At 47.9% G+C, this 20,305-nt stretch carries 12 protein-coding genes; 2 read left to right on the top strand and 10 right to left on the bottom strand.

All coding sequences use genetic code 11. The features are described 5' to 3' along the window. The first annotated feature begins 170 nt into the window (after positions 1–170). Entirely contained in the window at positions 171–671 is a 501-nt protein-coding gene (locus tag B4G81_RS09370; protein WP_294081848.1) for a flavodoxin, read from the top strand. Between the two features lie 354 nt (positions 672–1,025). On the opposite strand, the gene B4G81_RS09365 is transcribed toward B4G81_RS09370, so the two are convergent. Genes B4G81_RS09365 through B4G81_RS09320 form a run of 10 tightly spaced genes read right to left on the bottom strand, consistent with a single transcriptional unit; the run spans position 1,026 to position 18,181 of the window. Continuing rightward, the gene (locus B4G81_RS09365; protein WP_294081845.1) at positions 1,026–2,285 is read right to left on the bottom strand and encodes a hypothetical protein; all 1,260 of its coding nucleotides are present in this window, start codon (positions 2,283–2,285) and stop codon (positions 1,026–1,028) included. Positions 2,286–2,313: 28 nt separating this feature from the next. Beyond that, complete coding sequence (locus B4G81_RS09360) at positions 2,314–3,534, bottom strand: fimbrillin family protein (protein ID WP_294081843.1); 1,221 nt, start codon at positions 3,532–3,534, stop codon at positions 2,314–2,316. 10 nt (positions 3,535–3,544) lie between these two features. After that, positions 3,545–5,575, bottom strand: a complete 2,031-nt coding sequence (locus B4G81_RS09355) for a fimbrillin family protein (RefSeq protein ID WP_294081840.1) — start codon at positions 5,573–5,575, stop codon at positions 3,545–3,547. 15 nt (positions 5,576–5,590) lie between these two features. After that, entirely contained in the window at positions 5,591–7,729 is a 2,139-nt protein-coding gene (locus B4G81_RS09350; RefSeq protein WP_294081838.1) for a fimbrillin family protein, read from the bottom strand. Positions 7,730–7,746: 17 nt separating this feature from the next. Then, positions 7,747–8,901, bottom strand: coding sequence for a hypothetical protein (locus B4G81_RS09345; protein WP_294081836.1), 1,155 nt, complete (start codon positions 8,899–8,901; stop codon positions 7,747–7,749). 18 nt (positions 8,902–8,919) lie between these two features. Further along, entirely contained in the window at positions 8,920–12,108 is a 3,189-nt protein-coding gene (locus B4G81_RS09340; protein ID WP_294081834.1) for a fimbrillin family protein, read from the bottom strand. Between the two features lie 36 nt (positions 12,109–12,144). Continuing rightward, on the bottom strand, positions 12,145–15,336 hold the full coding sequence (locus tag B4G81_RS09335; RefSeq protein WP_294081832.1) for a fimbrillin family protein: 3,192 nt from the start codon (positions 15,334–15,336) through the stop codon (positions 12,145–12,147). Between the two features lie 30 nt (positions 15,337–15,366). Next, complete coding sequence (locus tag B4G81_RS09330) at positions 15,367–16,269, bottom strand: hypothetical protein (protein ID WP_294081830.1); 903 nt, start codon at positions 16,267–16,269, stop codon at positions 15,367–15,369. Further along, positions 16,256–17,590: a DUF3868 domain-containing protein gene (locus tag B4G81_RS09325; RefSeq protein WP_294081828.1), complete on the bottom strand. Its 1,335-nt coding sequence runs from the start codon at positions 17,588–17,590 to the stop codon at positions 16,256–16,258. The genes B4G81_RS09330 and B4G81_RS09325 overlap by 14 nt, the downstream gene beginning before the upstream one ends. A 15-nt stretch (positions 17,591–17,605) precedes the next feature. Next, the gene (locus B4G81_RS09320; RefSeq protein ID WP_294081826.1) at positions 17,606–18,181 is read right to left on the bottom strand and encodes a DUF3575 domain-containing protein; all 576 of its coding nucleotides are present in this window, start codon (positions 18,179–18,181) and stop codon (positions 17,606–17,608) included. Positions 18,182–18,765: 584 nt separating this feature from the next. Here B4G81_RS09320 and B4G81_RS09315 point away from each other — a divergent pair. Further along, complete coding sequence (locus B4G81_RS09315; RefSeq protein ID WP_294081825.1) at positions 18,766–20,217, top strand: LuxR C-terminal-related transcriptional regulator; 1,452 nt, start codon at positions 18,766–18,768, stop codon at positions 20,215–20,217. Positions 20,218–20,305 lie beyond the last annotated feature (88 nt).

The following is a 20,305-nucleotide window of genomic DNA, read 5'->3' as shown; positions in this document are numbered from 1 at the left end:
AGTGCAAAAATAGCACTTTTCCGCTTATTTGCAAAAGATATTTGCGAATGGCAAAAATAAACAATATTCTTTTTAGGTTGTTTAGTGTAAATCCATGGGGTTACTGCTCATCTATTGTGGAACTATTGTGGAACATTTATAAAAATATTACAGAAATATTACAGAAAAAAATGAATAAAATAGCCATTTTATACGGATCATCGGGCGGAAACGCGGAATCTGTGGCAAGGCAGGTGCAAGACCTGTTCGATGGTAATGCCGACTTATATAATGTGGAGTATGTCTCCATCGATGAAATAAAAGATTACTCCTATTTCGTGGTAGGAACATCCACTACCGGTATTGGTGATTTACAAGATGATTGGGAAGGCTTTCTTCCCTCTTTCGCCGGAATAGATTTCACCGGGAAAAAGGTAGCCATCTTCGCACTGGGCGACAGTGCCTCCTACTCCACCAGTTTTGCAGAATCGATGAAAGTGGTTTACGACGAGATAAGCGACAAGGCCAAAATTGTCGGTGGGGTGCCGGATGAGGGTTATACCTACGACGATTCTACCGCCGTGATCGACGGCCTATGGGTGGGACTTCCTATTGATGAGGATAACGAATACGATATGACCGAAGAGCGTCTGTCTAAATGGGTGAAAACCTTAAAGGATGAGTTTGTCTGACCAAAGGAAGGGGAATGGGCTTTCCGATCATTTACCGGAAAATGAAACAACATTTTTCCGACCGATCTTTCAGGTTTTTGTCCATTACACGGTAACATCGACAAATCGACATTGTAATAGGCGGATGCCACATTTTGAATATTATAGCTACACAATACATTGTGAGCGAGAAATTTGTAAAGAAAATAGATAATTCTGTCTTTTACTAAAGATAATGAGCAGTACAGAACACGGCTATCAGGGTGTCCCTGTCTCGAAATTAGGAAAGAGAGGCTGTTATACAGGTTATACCTGAAAACAGCCTCTCTTATCTGACTTACCCTACAGGCAAGCGGAAAAGACCGCCTGCGTTAATTATCTTGCGTCAATATCAGCAATTATCGTTGTTAAATCGATATACATTTTTGCAGTATATCCTCCCAATGTTATACGATCCGCCGGAGCCAGCTCGTATGTGCTCCAATCCGCTTCGGACGGAGTTGCGGTTTTAAAGATATGAGTGATAAGCCGTCCATCGGGTTTAATGGTGCACTCTCCGTCGTTATTGAAATTGATTTTCTGCAATTTCGGAGTACCGGCAAGGGTTCCGTCTGCCGTCAACTTGTTATCGTAATAGAAGTAATAATCCGTATTCTTAGGGCCTTTGAACGTGGGATAGGCGGTGACCGCCACATATTCTCCCGACACAGGCTCACCGGTCACCCAGTTCACAATGATCACGGGTGAGATCTTCATCTCCTTTCCCGAAAGGGTAAAGCAGTAGCAGTTATTGCGCCCCAATGCAGCATCGTTGTTCAAGGTGACTTTTTGAACATATTGGATAGGCTGTTGGAGAGGATTCCCCTTCGTACTGTATTCCACTGTCATCCCGGCCGATGTAGATACTGTTTCCGGCAGGATAAGCATACATTCCAAAACACCTGCCGTCCTTACGTTATATGGCGTGTAAACATCACTGCCTAACCGGACACGCACACTGCCTTCATCAATATCACTCCGTACAATATCCTCGAACCTAAAGTTGATCATTGCCCGTTGATGTTGCAATTGTACTGTAATTTTTTTCTCGATGGTCAACTTGCTTTTGGGCCTATACAGTAAGTCCTGAGCAAGAAAATCTGCTTTTGCCGACTGGTCCATTACCACGCTTGCTTCTTTTGAAACTGGATAGAGCCAAGCTTCAGCATCAGGATGGAAATAGTTAGGGAAAAGAAGTTGCCTGTACGGATTGGGAATCCAACCCCCTACTCCGCCATCATATTCCCCTCCATCGAAAGATCCGTCAGCATACTTTACCGACGAGGCTATATCATTATTGAATAGATGAAGATCCAACTTCCAGCTTCCTCTCGCGGTAGTAAGATTGGTGCCATGAGTAAAGGTAGGATCCTCGATGGTGTTGACGGCATACGAAACACCGCCCACGGTGGCTCTGGTCATAGCTTGTGCGGATAATTCCCTCCCGGCGGATGTCTCGGTGAGTTCTCCCAATCCCAGCACGATACCGTCGACTTGCTGCATATCATCACCGAAGCCGGGATTGTCGGATTTGTCGCAACCGGCGAGGCCCAATACCAGTACTAAGGCTGATGCATAATATATAATATGTCTCATACTTATCTCTATTTATAAACTTTCAACATTAATCGAAGACCTTGGTACCATCAGAATAGGTGGCGTTATCAGTATTCTCAAACTTTCCAATATTGGTTTTTAGAACCGACACTTTCAGGTAACGGTCAGCTTCTGCCCGCACCTTGTCAGATACCACGATGGGGACTGCGATACTGAATTGGCTACCTGCCCAATCCGTTGCAGTATCCCATTCCGGGCTGAACGTCTCACTGCTCAACAGCCACGACACGGTAACCAGCTGCGCAACGGTAGTGATATCATATTTGTCGGTGGTGGCATTCCATATCGGCAATTGATAGGGAACCGCCACATGCCCCTCAGACTGGCTGAAACCTCCGACCGTAATGGTGGCGTACAGATCGTATCCTTCGGGTGTGAGGGTTACCAAATAGTCGGTATTCTCCTTCAATATAATATGGGTGCTGTTGGGAATATAGATCAAACCGCGATAATCATTTGCCGCAGTTCCCGCAGTACCCACCGTCACTAATCCAACTCTCATTCTACCGCCATCACTGAGATTCGGACCGAATTGGATATCTGAAGGCAGAATCATCCGTGCATTCAGTGCCCCTTTTCCTACTTCTTCAGGATCCTCAGTGCCATCGCCGCAATAGGCCCAGAAACCTTTTTTACCCAATCCCTCGGGATCCGGCCGCTCATCATCCAACTCAAGAAGCAGCTCCTTGATGATCAACCCGTTTGCGTTCTGTCCCGCCAACCGGTAAGTGATCCGGCTCTGTTCATGCTTGAACAACAGCGGCACGGGAGCGGCGGTAGGCATGATATTATTCGCATCGGCTTCGGCCTTCAAACGGTTTGCCTGTTTGTAATCTACATACTTTCGCTGGTCGGTGATCACCTCTTGTCTCCCCGGAGAGCCATCTGCCGGCCATAATGCCACCAATTCGGTGATATAGGTCATATCGGGACGGAAAAAGAAGTCTCCTTCAAACGTACCTGCGGTATATTTGTAAAGATGATTGCTCTCAGGGTTGACAGCCCTATTGGTAGTCACCGTAACAGTTATCTCATCTCCATCTTCGAAAAACGAAGTACCGCCTGCCCGGGTATGAATTTCAGTTGTACCCATTTCTCTTATGGAGGGAAGCACTTTCAGTTGCACTTCGTCAGTGGACACGGTATCTATAATATCGTTCCGGCACGAGGAAAGGGTAACCGCGACACCAAGTGCCAATAAAGCATATTTCATTGATCTTATCTTCATAATCGAATTCTTATTTTTGTACATCCAAACGGGTTTCCCATACCAAAGAGGGATAGATGGAGGGAGAAGCTCCCATACTGCCCCAATAGGTACCCAACGTGCTTGCCACTACCGGCCAGTCACCTCCATACAGACCCCATGCCGGCCATCCCGAATCAAACCGGGTCACGCCGTCTTCCGTACCTTTATAATAATAAGTGAAACTCGATGTCACTGTTTGGGTAACACCCGTTGGCATCTCGTCATAACTTTGAACGTTGGCAAATCCTTTCGCCACATCTTTAGAGATAGCGACAGGCGGGTCATCTGAAGAGACCTCCTTCACATACGCTTCCGCCTCGGCAGTAGTATAGCTATTGGTAATACTGCCATTGCTGAGCAATCCGGTGAAAGCACCTACCCAAGCGTTGTTGTAAGTTTGCTTCACGGCATCATCCGCATTTACCTTTATGGTTCCACCGGAGACGTAGGAATCCTTGACAGCACCCTTATAGCCGTCGCCATCACCCACCGATCCAGCAAGGCCGCCCACGATCACGTTCTCACCTTTCACGGTAATAGTGGGATCAGACACCTTGCTTCCTTCTATCCGGCTGGTAGTGTTTATGGTAAACTCCTTCATCGCATCCGCGATCAGGGCATCGATCACTGACTGCGGCAGTCCCGGGGGAATATCCACGGTCAATCTATTTTTGATCTCCTCGATTTCCTCCGGCGTCAATGCCCGGTTCAATTTACCTACCAAGCCTCCCACATGAAGGATTTCATCCGGGCCGGCAGACGAAAAATCAATCTCGATCATCGGATCCTCGAGGCTCAGATTCTTGATTAACGAGTTACCGGTGGCGCTGCCAAACAGACCGACGTTTTTATCTGCCGGCACATTAGTAATCGTCATATTCTTCACCGCGTGCCCCCCACCGTCGTATGTCCCGGTCAATATTTGTGGCGTCCATTCAGCCACATCTTGCAGGTCGATATCACACAGCTGGTAACCTCCTCCACCTGCCGCAGCTAATGTCGCCGCGTCATAAACCAATGTTTCGGAGGTAGGGATAAACAATTCACCGGTATCCATATTATAGCCGTATCGGTACACCCTCCCTTCTTGAATATCCACATCCTCAGGGAAGAAGAGTGTCAACGCGGCACTTTGCAGCAATATCTCTCCCCTTTTGATGGTGTTATCGTTGTGATTGGTGTTATTTCCGTGATGCGGGGCGGTATTGTCATCGTTCCTCCAGGCATAGATGCTGAAACGCTGCACATATTGACCGCTGCTCACCGGGTTGGGGGCGGCAAAACCCTGCTCCACGACATCCACCCAGTTCTCCCGCTTGTCACCCGAGGTGGCATCTACCGGGTCAATCTCCGGCACTAATTTTACCACACCGTTGGTTTTGGTCGTTGCAGCGGGGAAGCTGCCCGGATCAGACGCCACCAACACCACCTGTATCTTGGTAGTATGCACCGGATAGAGCGACAGACTCATATGATACGCCGTAGTGGGGTTCACATTGGCCTGTGCCCGATAAGGAATATAATACTGGTACGCGTAATCTCCCTCGGTGATAAAATACTTCTGCTCGTCAATCTCATTTGTAAATGTATAGTCCGCCGGAGCATTGTTATAGGGATAGAAAGCCACGATGGTCATCCTGTCGTAGATATAGATGGCACTTCCATCTACCGGGACTACCTTACCTCCCTCCACTTTACACTCCATATTGCGGACGTAGGGATTGACAAGATTACCGGCGTCATAATCGTCCTGATAGTAGATATAGAGTCCGATATTTTTTTTGTCGGTAAGGTTCGGATCATTGGTAGGACGCTCCCCTCCGCTGATATTACCGGTACCACCCAGCTCTGCCAGCCGGGTGGTGCCCGTTGGCACTATATCGCCTATATAGAGGTTCAGCAGCGTGCCTTCACCCTCCACACTTGGTTCGGAAATGAGCGTATCCTCCGAACAGCTATGGAAGGCGAGCATTAACAGTGCCGTACTTAAAAAAGATATATATTTCATTGTTAGTTTCATATCATTCTATTTTGATTAAGGATTCAGTACTGCCATTGGCCAGGAAGATATCGCCGGATTCATTACAAATTTCCAAGGTGACCCGGCGTTAGTCAATGCCGTATTTAAGAGGTTCATCGCCTCGCCACGGATAGAGGACTCCGCTAGATCGGCACTGATGGCATCCACTCCGTCAACTACCAACCCATTTCCAATAGCCAGTTCATCGCTTACTTCTTGATTTTTCCGTGCCGTGCCTGTCAACCAGAAGCTGCTTTTCACGACTGGATAAGTATTCGTTAAATTTCCAATTATGCCTCCAATATACTCCGCATCTTTATATAACATCCCTGTATTGACGCAGGCGATAATATTACCACCGGCTGCAGATCCCACGATACCACCTACCTTGGTTCCACCCAGGATATTCCCGCTATTGACGCAAGCGGTAATATTATTATTATTAAATCCTGCAATTCCCCCTGCATTGGCTTGTCCGGGAGTGGGTTGAATATTAGCCTGGTTTACCACCGCTTCAATCGTTCCGTAATTTTCTCTGCACACAGATCCTATATAAGTACTTGTAGTACCTTTAATAACTCCCGAAACAATCCGGAAATTCTTTAGGGTACCATGATTTTGGTTGAACATTCCGTTCCCATCGATTTCTACATTAAGGATCTCGTTTCCATTTCCATCCAATACCGAACCGCTTGGAAAATTTTGCGGTATCAACTTAATGGTAACCCCTCCCATATCGATGGTGTTGGTTATGCCATACTTTTGATTATCCGGCTTAGACCATGAATTGAGCATCAGCGCGAATTGCAATGGCGTTGAAATCTCAAGGACATCACCGTTTATTTTCATGCCGTATTGTCCTAAATTGAGCACTTGCAATACATCTCCTGATGAAGGATTGATGGTGATACCATCCACCAACAAGCCGTCTTTGGTATAAAGGTCTGCCGTAAGGCTTTTTCCTGCCGAGAGATCAGCCGGTAGCGTCACAAAGTCGATTTTGTTGTCACTCCCGTCCATCTTTCCATTGCCAATATATTGGTACACCTTGTCGTCAGTGTCCTTATATTTCAATACCATCTGGGTAATCTGATTCTCTCCAGAGAATGAGTAGCCACTACCATCGTTTTCTAACGTAATTGTTTTGGGGTTGTAACCCCATTCGGTGCTTCCCGGCTTGGGATCCCAATCTTTCAATGTCAGTTGGATATCGACTATTTTCAGGCGATTGATCACGAATGTCAGGTCATACGCAAGCCCCGGTGAAAGAATAAAATCTGTTTCAACTCCTCCTTTATTTGCCCGGGAAAACGTAAGTGCTTTCAGGTCATCCTCTGTAGCCACGTAATCGTCAATTTTCAGATAGGAAACGATCTGGTTTGCATAAGTGGTAAGGTTCGTACCGTTGGCCACCAAATAGTGGGTCTGTGCGGTTGTACCAATATTTGTGAACTGGTATTGCGCCGATGCGTTATTCGTCGCATTTCCACCGTTGAATATATTATAGGTTCCCCTGTTCACGATTGGGCCACTCTGCAAAAATCGCATATTCATTGTTATGGGTTTGGTAACTTCCACGTCACCATCTACTTGTATCTTTACATCCACCCGTGTCATCAGGTGTTTGAAGGTGATATATTCGATAGGGTCGTCGGATTTTCCCGATTTGGATGTTGTCCCGTTAACATCCGTACCGGTACCCAACAGGTAATCGTTGGTGCGTGCGGTGCCCGCATTTAAAGTGATGTTCCCGTTCGCTGCCGCAGTTGCTCCGGTATACGCGTACAGGTTGATCGCTTTCTTCCCTAAAGGATAGTAGACGTTCCCGGTAATTTTATTCCTTCCTCCCATATCTCCTGCGTCACCAATTCCTATCGAACTATTTATAAAATAGTTCGACACGGGACTCTCCACTGTCCGGGCTGCAAGACGGAAAGTGATTCCGCTGTAAGCCGCTAAAGGATTTCCGGTAGTTATCAATAGTCCGTCCCCCGGGTCACTGGCATCTCCCAATGTCCGAGTCATCGCCCCATTCAACTGGATAGGCTCGTCACCTTCGGTCAACGGCACATTATCCAACGTGTCGGAGGAGCAAGCGACAGCCATTCCCACGATTAGGAACACGGTCATATTTTTATAGATTTGTTTCAACATATCTTCAATCTTTGCTTTTATTCAATTGTAACTGTACTTTCCCCTTTATAATCCCATTCCACCAATTGCCCTTCAAGGATTAGCTCTACATCAGGGTCCTCCGGATCGGGAGGCGTAGGGATAGCCACATATTTGACTTTGATGGTCAGTTTGGTTATTTTCCCCATCTCAAGCATAGCACCCACCCCGGCAGAAACTTCGAACTCCGAAATTTTAGCTTTCCTGGTAACCATGGTAACTGCAGTACTCTCTGTGGGTTGTAACTCCTGAACGGTGATGGTCACATAACTCTTACCTTCCGTTCCCGGCAATAACATACAACCGGTATACAACGGGAGATCAGAAGTCAAGGTTGTTGACGAGCTGATATGGGTACGCACTGTCTGTTCTGAGCCCGTGGCATCCAGCGCTGTCCACGCTTTGGGCGAGGCAAGCAGGTTGAATTCCCCGTTCTTCACTTCGGTAGAGACCTTCAGTTCGGTGATCCGTAACCGGTTGGGGTTAGGGAATTGAGCCGACGGTATCGGGTCTCCATGTTTATCCACCAGGATCACCTCGATATCAAGTTTTGCCAGCGCATGTTGGAACTCACCCAGTGAAACAGCTTTGTCCGGAGCAGCCTTGGCTGTCTCCTTGTTCCAAGGGCCTACCGGTTCGGTATAGACAAAATCAGGAAAAGCATCGGTAGTATTTGCCGTAACCTTCAAGGTGTTTGAGGTACCCACGCGGGTCACCCTGCCATCGCCACCATTATGCGGGCTATAGGCCACGAAAGCCAGATACTCAGCCGGATTATAGGGCCACCATTGAGGGGTTGCGAAAACGACCTCTTTCTCGCTGTTCAGGGGCGTATTTGTACCGTTTGCCCGGACATGATCGAGATAATAATCTGACCAATCAACAGCGGCAAGGGGAGTAGTCTCATCTGTATTTACCGCCACCACCCCTATGGATCGGCCGTTGATTGTTTCCGCCCGGGTCTGCATATCCCGTGAAGGGGATACCCTTACACTTTCTATATCCACCGTTACCGGTTGGGAGGGTGCTGAAAGGGTAATCGCCACTTTCTCCCCCTCCCCCGTATCGGGAGTATCGACGGCATCCTTGTCGCAGCCCGCAAATACGAGCAACGCACAAACAACCGCACTATATATATACTGTATTCGCTTCATATTCTACTCCTTTACACATTAGTCAATCGTGATGGTACCGTTTGTACCGGGTTGCCACTCTGCAATTTTCGCCGAAAGCTTCAACTCCGTCTTTGCCAAGGTGATATCCAAGACATGATTTTTACCCGGTTCAAAAGTGAAGTCACTTGGATATTTTGCTTCATACTCGATACCGTTGAGTGTTATTTTTACCAGTGTGGTGTTCGCATCTTTCTTCTGCGGGAGGATCAATGCCGAGTAACTCAACTCGACCATGCCGGTAGGAGGAATCGACGTAGGCGCAAAATCCTCCGGAGTATTCAAACCTGAAACGTTTCCATTGGTGATATCCACCGTTCCTTTCTGCATAAACTGGATAAGCTCCACCAAGGGATTGCCGGCAGTTATTTCACCGGGAGCAAACCCTGCGCCCGGAATGATGTTCACCGTCACCTTGCTGAGTGCATGTTCGAACGTTAAATCGACGTTGGCATTTTTATCTTTGATGACTCCGTCGGAAGCCACCTGGATATCATTTTCACGGTTGGTTGGATCACTCTTTCCGGTCATATCCACGTCGAACGTGTTATCACCGGCTGGCACATTGGTCCTTGTCCCATCGGGATAGACCGCCACGATCTTGTCGCCGGTGCCGAAATCATCCCTGTACCAAGGGGTTCCGTCTTTAGGTTCCAACTCTTTTTTACCACCCACGGTAGTCACTACATATACTTTGCTATCGACCACTTTACCGCTTCCATCGAGACGATAGAAGGTAATTTCGTCGCCATCCTCAAAACCATCCACATTCGTGGGACTTTCATCGAACGAGTAACTCAGTTCCACAGGAGTTTGATCTTCCCAGGGAGTTACCTTCACACTTACCAATACATCCGCTCCCTTGATGGTGATAAAGAGGTGGGTAATCTCACCTGCGTTATACTCCACATCGTGGTTATAGGTAACATGGTAAGTACGGTCAGTACCTGAAGGGGTAACACTACCCGGTATAGTTACCCTTACCACCTCTTGCCCTGTAGCGATTCTCTGTGGTTGCAGGTAGGTGCGGGTAGATATCTCGGTGTTATTCGGCTCGTCTAAGCGGATATCGCCTCTGTTAGTTCCCGGCACATATACGCCCTTGTCGAGGCTTCCGCCGATGGCATACCCCGGAAGGGTGATTATCGCCGCTTTCAGTTGCTCTGCCGTATAAGTATCGGAGGTTCTCAAAACAACCTGTACCTGTGATGTCGCATGTTCCATCGCAAAGTCTATCCGGGTACCTGTAGCCCCTGTGCCACCGTAGTTATCCACGGGGGTAGCCACAATATAATCTTTCGACTGGTTATAGGAGACGGTGGCGTTCACGGCATCACGCTCCATTTGGGCATAGAACTTACCGTTGTCAGGCAACTCTTCCCAGAATAAAGGATCGCCCGGTGTTGAAAATGCCCAAGTTCCGGCATTGTATTCAAAATAGCCTCTCACAGCGGAGCGGGTACCACTCTCTTCCGTGAAGAGATAAAGCTTGTCTCCATCCTCAAGGTTTTCATTTGTCGCACTACCTTTGGGAGTACCAATCTTTACTTCTGCTTCATAATCATCTCCGTCTTCCCAATCTTTCAGGCTGACCGTGATCTCCACACCCGACTTGGTAATATCCAGCCTGAGCTCATGACGCTTGCCTGCTTCATAAGTAAATGCGGGATCAGCTTTCACCTCATAGATATGTCCATTAATCACCACCTTGACGATGGTGACATCTGCCGCAATTGTCTGGGGCGGCAGGATGGCTACCCGTTCTTTAGGAGTGCCCGTTCCCTGTTTTTCGGGAGTGATATCGCCTGTTACTGCGGCGGTAGTATAAGTTACGGTAGCCGCATCAAAATCGTAAGCGTTACGATAACCCGGCAGGGTGACCGTGGCGCCGTCCAAGTCAGCCGCAGAATAGGTTCCGTCGCTTGAGCTCAGCTTGATGGTCGCTTTTGCACCCACATGCTCCATCTCGAGATGGAGACCGGTATACAAGGGCACATCCGGGGTGGCAGCCACTAAATAGTCAGCCACCTGCGCGGCGTTCAATGCAGGAGCAAAAGTGGAGGTCGCTTTGAAATCGACTGTCGGTCCTGTAAAGCTTTCCCAGTAGAGCAGTCCGCCGCTTCTTGTCCATTTGGAGCCATCAAAGGTGAATGTCCCCCCGTCGCTATAGCTTGTTTCACCCTCGTCCAGGGTATAAAGTTTCAGTTCTGCGCCATTTTCGAAACCGGCGTTGGTACCGGTGCCGGCAATGATATTCACCACGTCGTAATCTCTGGTCGGCCCGTCGATCCAATCCTCTATGCTGGCGGTGATCAGGGTAGGCGTGGTCTTCAACGTCAGGTTGAAGGTGTATTTGGTGCCTCCTGACAGATCCTGGTCGGACGGCAGTGCCGCAGTGTACACACCACCATCGGCGGTAGTCACTTCGAAAGCAACACCCGCAGCCGCTGCCCTCGGCAGCAGGATGGCTTGCCCGGTATGGGAGGGCGACAAAGGAACAATGATATCCTGCATGCTCGTCGCATCGGGTGTCAACACATCGGTCGCCAGATTATACTTTGCGGCAGTCTTCATCCCTTTCAGCACCAACTTGCTATCTGTCAAATCGATGGGGGATTCGGCAGCCAGATTAACGATAATCATGGTCATCCGGTGATGAAATACCAAATGCGCCTCCTTCTTATCCTTGCTGTTGACAGCCGTGTTATCGCTGTTCTTATGTTCGGCCGTCATCAGGTCTAATTTAGCCAGATCCGACTGTCCCGACACATCGAGGTTATACTCGGGATAAGCGGGTAACCCCGTATAAGGATAATAGGCCTTGAAGGTCACATCGCTACCGTTGATGGGGTAATACATCTTTTGCCCCTCCGATTCGGGGTTAAACGCCACGCTCCCCGATCCGGCGCTCACGGCTTGATACTCGCGGTTGGTATAAATAGGCGTGGCCGGAGTGGATGTACCCAACATGGTCACCCCGATCAGGTCGCCGGCTTCCCATTCGTTATTCGCAGCACGGGTAGTAGACCGGAGATCGGCGGAGAAAGTACCTGCCGACAGGATCACGGCATCCTTATCGTTGGTGGACGGCGAACCGAAATCTTCGGAGGTACAGCCGGTCGCCAAGAGGGCGAACAGGGCACCGCCCAACAGTGATTTATATATCTTTGAAATTGATTGTAGTCTCATATCTAATCAAATTTTTAATTTGTTGCTCGGGTGTGATTAATGTAGTTCTATATCGATGGGCCCTTCATGATTCCAGTCCACAATAGAGGCAGAGAGTTCTGCACCTGTCTTGTTCAGCGTCAGGTTCAGCGTGTTGTGCACACCTGCGGCAAACACTCTATCCGCCGGTAGTTTGGCTTGGAATATACCGTCGCCCAGTCTCACCGTCACCATCACCGTATTGCCTACGATAGTTTGCGGCATCACGAACGCCTCATAACTGGATACTACCGTTTTGCCTGTCACACTATTGGGTGTACCCAACTTCGTGGGGTTAAAAGTGGTAGTGGCAGTCCCCGTCGGAGTAGCTATACCGTTGATCGCATCAACTGTTCCCGACAGCTGGAAGTTATTCATCGCTACCGTGGCAGGCATTATTTCGGTGGATGCAAATCCCTCACCCACGATCAGGTTGATCGTGACCTTGCTCAGTACGTGTTTGAACTCGAACTCCACATCGCCATTGGCTTGTATCTCTCCCAAGTTCCTCGCTGCGACAGGAGCCGCAATCATCAGGTCGTCTTCGTGCGCGTTGGTAATTCCGCTACTCTTGGCAGTCCAGTTGAATGTGCGTTCGCCGGCGACAAGAGCGGTCGCATTGGCGGGATAGATTGCCGAAATAAGATCGCCTGTTTGGAAATCATCTCTATACCAGGGTGTTCCCACAGGGCTTAACATGCCACTGGCAGATCCACCGGTATACTGATATACATTACTGATATCCTCTACAGCGATACCACCGGCGTTCAGCTTGTAGAACTTGACTTGATCGTTGTGCTCAAACCCGGCCGATGCCTTATTGGTCACTGAGAAGAAGAGCGCTTCGTACTCCAATGCGGGCAACTCTGTCCATCCGGTCACTTCCACGCTGGCGCTCAATCCTGTTTTCTCGATGGTGATGATCAGGTTGGCCACCTTGCCTGCTTCATATACAACAGGATCTGAAGGGGCTGCTGTTAAATCCTCCGGCTTCACGGTATAGGTACGCCCATCCATCTCCACCGTCACGAGGTCTTGCGACAAACCAATTGTTTGCGGTTGCAAGTATGACGATGTGTTGTATGTTATCTCCGGGACGGCACCTGTTTTCACCGGCTTCCCGAGCAGGATGGGTCCTACCCCGGTTCCGGGGACATAGATCCCTTTATCTAATCCTCCGCCAATAGCGTAACCGGGAAGGGTTACATTGGCATTCAACAGCTTAGACTCTTCGTATGTGGTGGAACGGAGCATCACGTTCACTTTGGCCACTTGGTGCGTCATCTTGAAATTCAGCGCGGTATTGTGGGTACCTCCCTTGTTTTCGATGGGAGTAGCGGTAATATAGTCGGCGGACTGGTTATTACCCGAAGCCGCATTAAAAGCGGGGCGGGTAATGGAGGCGTAGAGATTTCCCGTGTCGGTGATATCTTCCCAGTAGAGGGGTGCCGACGGTCCTTCGTAGGTCCATGTGTCAGTCGTTTCGTTATATACAAATCGGCCTGGGAGGGTAGCACGGTTGGTGTTGTCACCCGAGAAGAGATAGAGTTGGTCTTCGTCTAACAGGTCGCCTTCGTTGTTATCGAGGTTTGCCGATCCGATACGAACTTCATACTCGCGCGTCTCCTCTATCCAAGGGCTGACCAAGGTACTCAGCTCCACTTGGGCTTTTCTCGCGTCGACCACAAAGGTGTAGTCGTATCCTTTTTCATAATCGAAGCCACCTACTTCTTCCACCTTCACCTCGTAGAGGCGTCCATCAATCTCCACTGTGAGCAGGTTATCGCCATTGGCCACGGATTGCGGCGGGAAGATGGCTACCCCGTTCTCGGGACTTATATCGCCGCGCGCAGTGCCGGGTACAAACTCTCCCTTATTGTTATAGGAACCGGCGTTCAGGTAGCCGGGCAACACAACGGTCGCACCTTCAAGATCGGCATCGGTATATGTTCCGTCGGAAGATTGCAATATGATATTCAGCCTGGAGCCCGCATGTTCCAGTTCGAGGTTGATGCCTTTAAACGGAGCCACCTCAATATCTTTCGAAATAAGGATATCGGCCATCTGGGTACTGTTCAATGCTTCTTCATAGACGGTAGCACCCCGGAATACCGCGGGTGACCCGACGATGCTTTCCCAATAGACAGGCGAAGCGGGAATCCAGTTGTTCTCTCCATCAAGGGTGAACTTTCTTAACAACGAGAAGTCAGGCGCAGCCCCTTCCTTCAGGAAGAGATCCAGTTCGTGTCCCATGTCAAACCCTTCGGTCACCCCTAATCCCGTCACTAAGTGTACCGCGTCATAGGAGCGCTCCGGACCTTCTATCCACGGCTCTATGGTAGCGGTGATCTCCACATCCGATTTCAAGCGGATATGAAACGTGTGGATATAACCGGCTTTCAACTCAAGGTCTTGGTCCATCACTGCCGTGTATATACGCCCTTCGGCAGTAGTAATTTTAAATTCCATACCTTCACCGGCGTCTCTCGGCAATACAATGGCATCCCCTTTCGCACCGGAAACCGGGATGTTTATGATGGCGTCGGGAGCACTGTTGTTGACAATCAACTCCTCGCTGACCAGGTCGTAACTGGCCTCTGTCTTCTGGGCACCCATTGTCAGTTGCACCCCGTTAAGAATGGATATGCTGTTGTTATCCACGGTGAGGTTCACCACTACTTTTGCCAACCGGTGGTAGAAGTGGAACTTCACGTTGGGATCCTGGGTAGAGGTTCCCGCAAGGTGATCGGCTGTCATCAGGTCGATGCCGGCCAGGTTGGATTGATCCTTGGTGGATACCGGAATCACCAAGTTCGAGGCAAGTTCCTTATTGTAGGGGTAATATGCCCTGAAAGTCACCTGTTCGTCACTGGTAGGGAAGTAAATTATCTGCGAGGCATCGTTGGGTGAGAATGTAATATCGTCGCCCGATGTCTTCTTGTACCCAAAGTTACGGTAGGGGCTGATCACGTCAAATGATACGGGTTTGACCATCGTCACCCCGATCACGTCACCCGGCTCCCAGGTAGTGTTCGCTGCCCGGGTTGCTGCTTTGGGTATTGCCGGATTTTGCATTCCACCCATATCGGCGGAGATACGGACAGCCACGCCATCCTCCCGTCCCGGGTTCACCACATCATTCGTACAAGCTACGGCAAACATGGCCGCAAATGTACTTACAAAGATAAATTTGAATAATGAGCTCTTCATATATTTGCTGTTTTTGTTTTCTTTTACTGATTAATTATTGGGTGTGGCATCCATCCACTTTTCGGGTCCTGACTGCCAGTCTTCTATAGTGGCTGTAAAATCGGCTCCCGCCCGTAAGACGATATGTATAAACCAAGGCTCGATTACCTTACGGGTATGAAACCCGTCGAGGTCTCCGGTAATATCATAGAGGAAACTCTTCTTGAATCCCCCCTCGTAATGGATGGTCAGCGCAAGGTTCTGTTTGGCATTGCCATCTAATCCCAACAACCGCCGGGAATCGGTATAAAATCCATCATTCTCTTTGACATCCATTGCATAGGCCGCATATCCTGTGCTCAGCGAGGGGTAACGGTTGCGTTCCCCGTCCTCGATAAAGGCATCGCGTAACTCACGGGACAGTGCGATGCCATCCACGGTAGCCGATACCGATTCCACCAAACTGCTGTTATCTCCCTCGATTTTCACTTTCAGGGTCAGCAGGCGGGTCTGGATATTAGTCGGCAAGTCGTAATTGATAATACCCCAATCGACCAGTCCTCCTTCCACGTTGAAGTCAATGGCACCTGCCACAAAATTACCTGGTTCACCGGCCGCCCCGTTTTCAGAGCTGACAGAGACCGTCGAACCAGAGTGTATCGTCACCTGGTCGGTTGCTCCTTTCACGGAGTAGGCCCTGTATTGTCCTTTCAGCAACTCGAGGGTGTTATCCGGTCCCACTTCGGTTATACGCCATTGCGCATCGGTAGGATACTTCACAGAAGTGGCTGCTTCGGACAAAAATTCATTGGTACTCTGTTGCAGTTCTACCGGGACAAGAGGGGTAATGGTATAGAGCCCCGGGCAATTTTCCGTGTCGTAATCAGATTTGATACAAGACACAAGCAGTAAAAGCAGTGTAATCCCTGCTATCTTATAGCTATTTTTTATCATTGCTTTTTTTCAATATTTTGATATATTCCATATTATTCTTACCCTCCGGTGTGGAAAGGTCTGCCTTCTGCATATACTTTTGGGCAGCCTCAATATCTCCTTGTTCCAGTGCTGCGGAAGCAGCATTCAGGTTGGCATCGGGATTATCGGGATAGGTACGCACTGCGGTTTCTATCAACTGATAATACTCCTCCGACCCACGTCCGCAGAGCAGAGCGGCATCATACATCTCACGCACACTTAATTGTGAAGGATTCTCCATGGCCACGCCACGCGCTTCCACAGCCGTATATTCCGGCAACACATACTCAATTTCGTAATTGGTATGGCGAAGTACCGGGAACCAGTTGCGGGTCATGTGGCGGAACGCTTCAGGCATCGCCTTCAATTCAGCCTCTTTCCGGTCGGGCTCGATATCCTTTCCGGCAATTTCGAGGATGCGCTCTTTTTCCTTCAACTGGGAGCTTTCGGCCAGCCGGATAAATCCTTCCCAGTTCTCCGGTGTATAGTTGGTTTCTATAATGGTTCCGGGGATTTTGAATTTCCGGATAATATAATCTTTCAATGCTTGCGTACGCCCTTTTGCGAGGTACACGTTATTATTATAAGATCCTTCGGGAGAAGCAAACCCGTGGAGGGAGAGCCTCTGTATATCGCTTGCCTCGAATCCTCTCAAGGTACTGTCTATCTTGGCCAATTCGATGGTGTTTCTCATATAATCGGGATAAATAACGATCTCGTTGATGGGGAAATCTATATAGGCTTGCCCTTGTAGCACGCGCCGTTTCACTTTCTCGGCCTCAGGCACCCTGTAAAGGATCGCCGGCAACTCGGGTGCCCGGGGTATGTCGATACCTGTCAAGGAGAGGTATGTGATATCTTCCGACTGATTCCCGCATCCACAGATATCCAGTTCCAGGATCAGTTCCGATTGATCCATCCACGGCTCGGCGGGTAAGGTAGCGCTATAGTTGATCACCTGCTCCTGCTTGTTGGTCCGCCGGAATACCCGCCCAGTCTCTTCTTCCGGTATACGATCATTACGTTCCGACAGGATCTGGCGCTTCCTGCCATATACATATACGGAAGGGAGCAACTCCTGATTACTTGTTCCACGGACGATAGGGGTGAGTGTCATCATCCGGTTCGTCTTCACTTTCAACCCTTCCGGCAGGACAAAGTCGAGATTGACATCCAATAGGTTGTTGTCCTCCAACAACTGTACATTCAGGTTCTCCACACGCACACCACCGGGGTATGATTGCCCCTGTAAAGTGACAATGGATAATAGGAGAAAACCGGTTATAAATATATTTCTCATTGCAATCATCATTTTTTAAAATACATAGATTATACTTAGTGCCGCTTTGGTGGGACCGAAATAGTGCTTGTCCTTGTCCTTCTCAAGACGCTTCCCGCAATCACCACACTGGTACTTGTCGAAATTGATATAGGCATATCCTGCCCCCACATTCGCCTCAAGATTCCAATGCTTTGAAAGCACCCATTGGTAGCCATACGAGACCCCTCCTCCGATAAATGCTCCCTCATAGCGATGCGTCCTTAATTGGGGATACATTTTGAAAGGCAGTTTCACATCTGCCCAATTGAAAAATCCGCCATGCAGGTGGACTCCCAGGAACGACCCGGCAAACTTCTCACAAAACCACCAGCGATACTCGGGCTGTACAAGCAAATGCTTGATAAGTCGTCCTCCACTTGGCTCCCATGGATTCCAATTCACGTAAAGATCCAATGTATTCTTAGGGGTCGTTGCAATCTCAACTCCCAGATTCATTGTTGTGGTGGCATCCGCTATCAAATTGGTCTTGATACCGGCTACCTGCGCATACGTACTATTACCGGCAAGTAATAGCGCTGTTGCGATAATTAACAGTTTTGGTTTACTCATACTTTTTAATAGATATATTATGTGTCATTATAATAAAAAGTTGATTCCTACCCCTATAATATGTCAGTTAATAATCCACTTTTTCAAAAATGCACAAAATGATGGCGCATTTTCTTCATTGTCTATATAATGAAATATTATTGTCTATTTTTATTGCAATTTTTATATAAAAAAGGACATGTTATTTATTAATAAGGACAATTTTATTTTCGACCATCACCTACCTCATATAGGGAATATTTCAGTTTTACAGACCTTTAACTCTCACCTAAAACTAGCTAATGGGATATCGGTACTAACAACTTGAAATTATCGGTAAAGTTCACACTATTTATAAAAAAAAGGACAATTCAAGGTACAACATACATACAACATCTCTTATTAAAGATTCCGCCTACAAGGATATCTCTCTAAATATCAAAGTATAATAGTTATCACCTTTTTTCTACCGGAAATATAGATTGAGATAAAACCCATATTTTTATTGACATAAAAAAGAGCGGATTCCGATACCAAAAGAGATAAAAATAAATTTTGAATTGAGTGGTATTAATACTATTTTTGCGAAAAGAGCACCAACATCTATGAGGCATTTCTTATTCTTTTGTTCATTATTCCTTATTTTTATCGACGCAGAAGCTGTATCCATTCACTTGGGGGAAGGAGGTATAGAAAAAGCCGACAGTTTAATTTCCACGGTGTCTGTAGAAATATCAAAAGTAAGACCGGTCAGAGCACTTGAACTCGCCACCGAAGCATTATCATTGAGCAGGGATATAAGGTATTCGAAAGGAAAAGCGATGTCCTGTTTTTATATAGGACAGGTGATGAGCTATCTGGGCAATTATCAGAAATCGCTGGAATACCTCTCACATGCGGAAGAAGAGCGCTACAGCAGAGATAATCCGATAATTCAGTCAGAAATAAGCAGGATAAAAGGGCAGGTATACTATATGCTCAATTTGGAGAATGCATCAATGAGAGAGTTCATGAAAGCCCAGGCCTATACCCGGAAGATAAAAGACAAGCAGGAAAGGGACCGTTTTACCAGTCTGGCTTATGAAAATTTGGCCATGGCTTATAGCATGATACGTGAAAAGCCGGATTCATCACTCTACTGGATGAAAAAAAATGAACAATTGCTCTCTACCATGAATGACAGTCTGTCATTCAGGAACAAGATCAACCTCTATGCCCATTTCGGCGAATATTATACGAAACAATTGCAATATGATTCGGCAACATATTACTTTCATAAGGCACATTCCATCATCCGTCAATATAATTACCCCTATTCCTCCTGGCTTTACCGGCGATGGGGCGATCTGCAAGTGGAAACAGGGAAAAGCGATTCTGCAATGGTGCTTTATCGTGAGGGACTGGATAACTTGATGTTAACCAATATAAAAAATGAATTACCGGAATTTTACACAAGCATAGCCGAGATTTACTCCCGCCGGGGTGAAGAAGACTCGGCAAGATGGTACCGGGAAAAACTGCAGCAGGTATCAACCGAATTGGGCGAGTCAAGGAATGAGGCGGCGGAGGAGGCTTTCTCGATGTTACTCGGTGAAGAGCGAAAAATGTCACACCTGAAACTGCAGGGAATCATTTCCCTGGTAGCCATATTCTTTATAATTGCTTTATTAATTTCAGGTATCATATACCGGAAACTGGTAATAAAAAGAAAAAAGAAAGAATCGGAAATCCTGGTACTGAAACAAAAACTGAGCGATGCGCTGGGGGAAGTGATTGAGTTGGCCAAAAGGAACAGCTCCGCTTTCCTGCCCCGCTTCAACGAGGTCTATCCCGAATTTTCACAAAACCTCCTCACTCATCATCCGGACCTGACCAATACCGAGTTGCGATTAAGTGCCCTTATTTACCTGAATTTCTCATCGAAGGAAATAGCCGATTGCATGTTTATTACGCATCGTTCGGTACAAACAAGCAAAAACCGGCTGAGAAAAAAACTGGGTATCCCGAGTGAAACCGACCTTTACCAATATTTCAAGTCGTTCACATCATTGGAATGAATCCCTCCTCCGCACGACCTTAGATTTTGATCGTTCCGTTTTCATCTATCAGCTCGCGAGCACCAATCACGTGCTTATTCCCTCCGTT

It is taken from the genome of Proteiniphilum sp. UBA5384, assembly GCF_002410825.1.
Lineage (GTDB): Bacteria > Bacteroidota > Bacteroidia > Bacteroidales > Dysgonomonadaceae > Proteiniphilum.
This window is presented reverse-complemented; position numbering and strand designations above follow the sequence as displayed.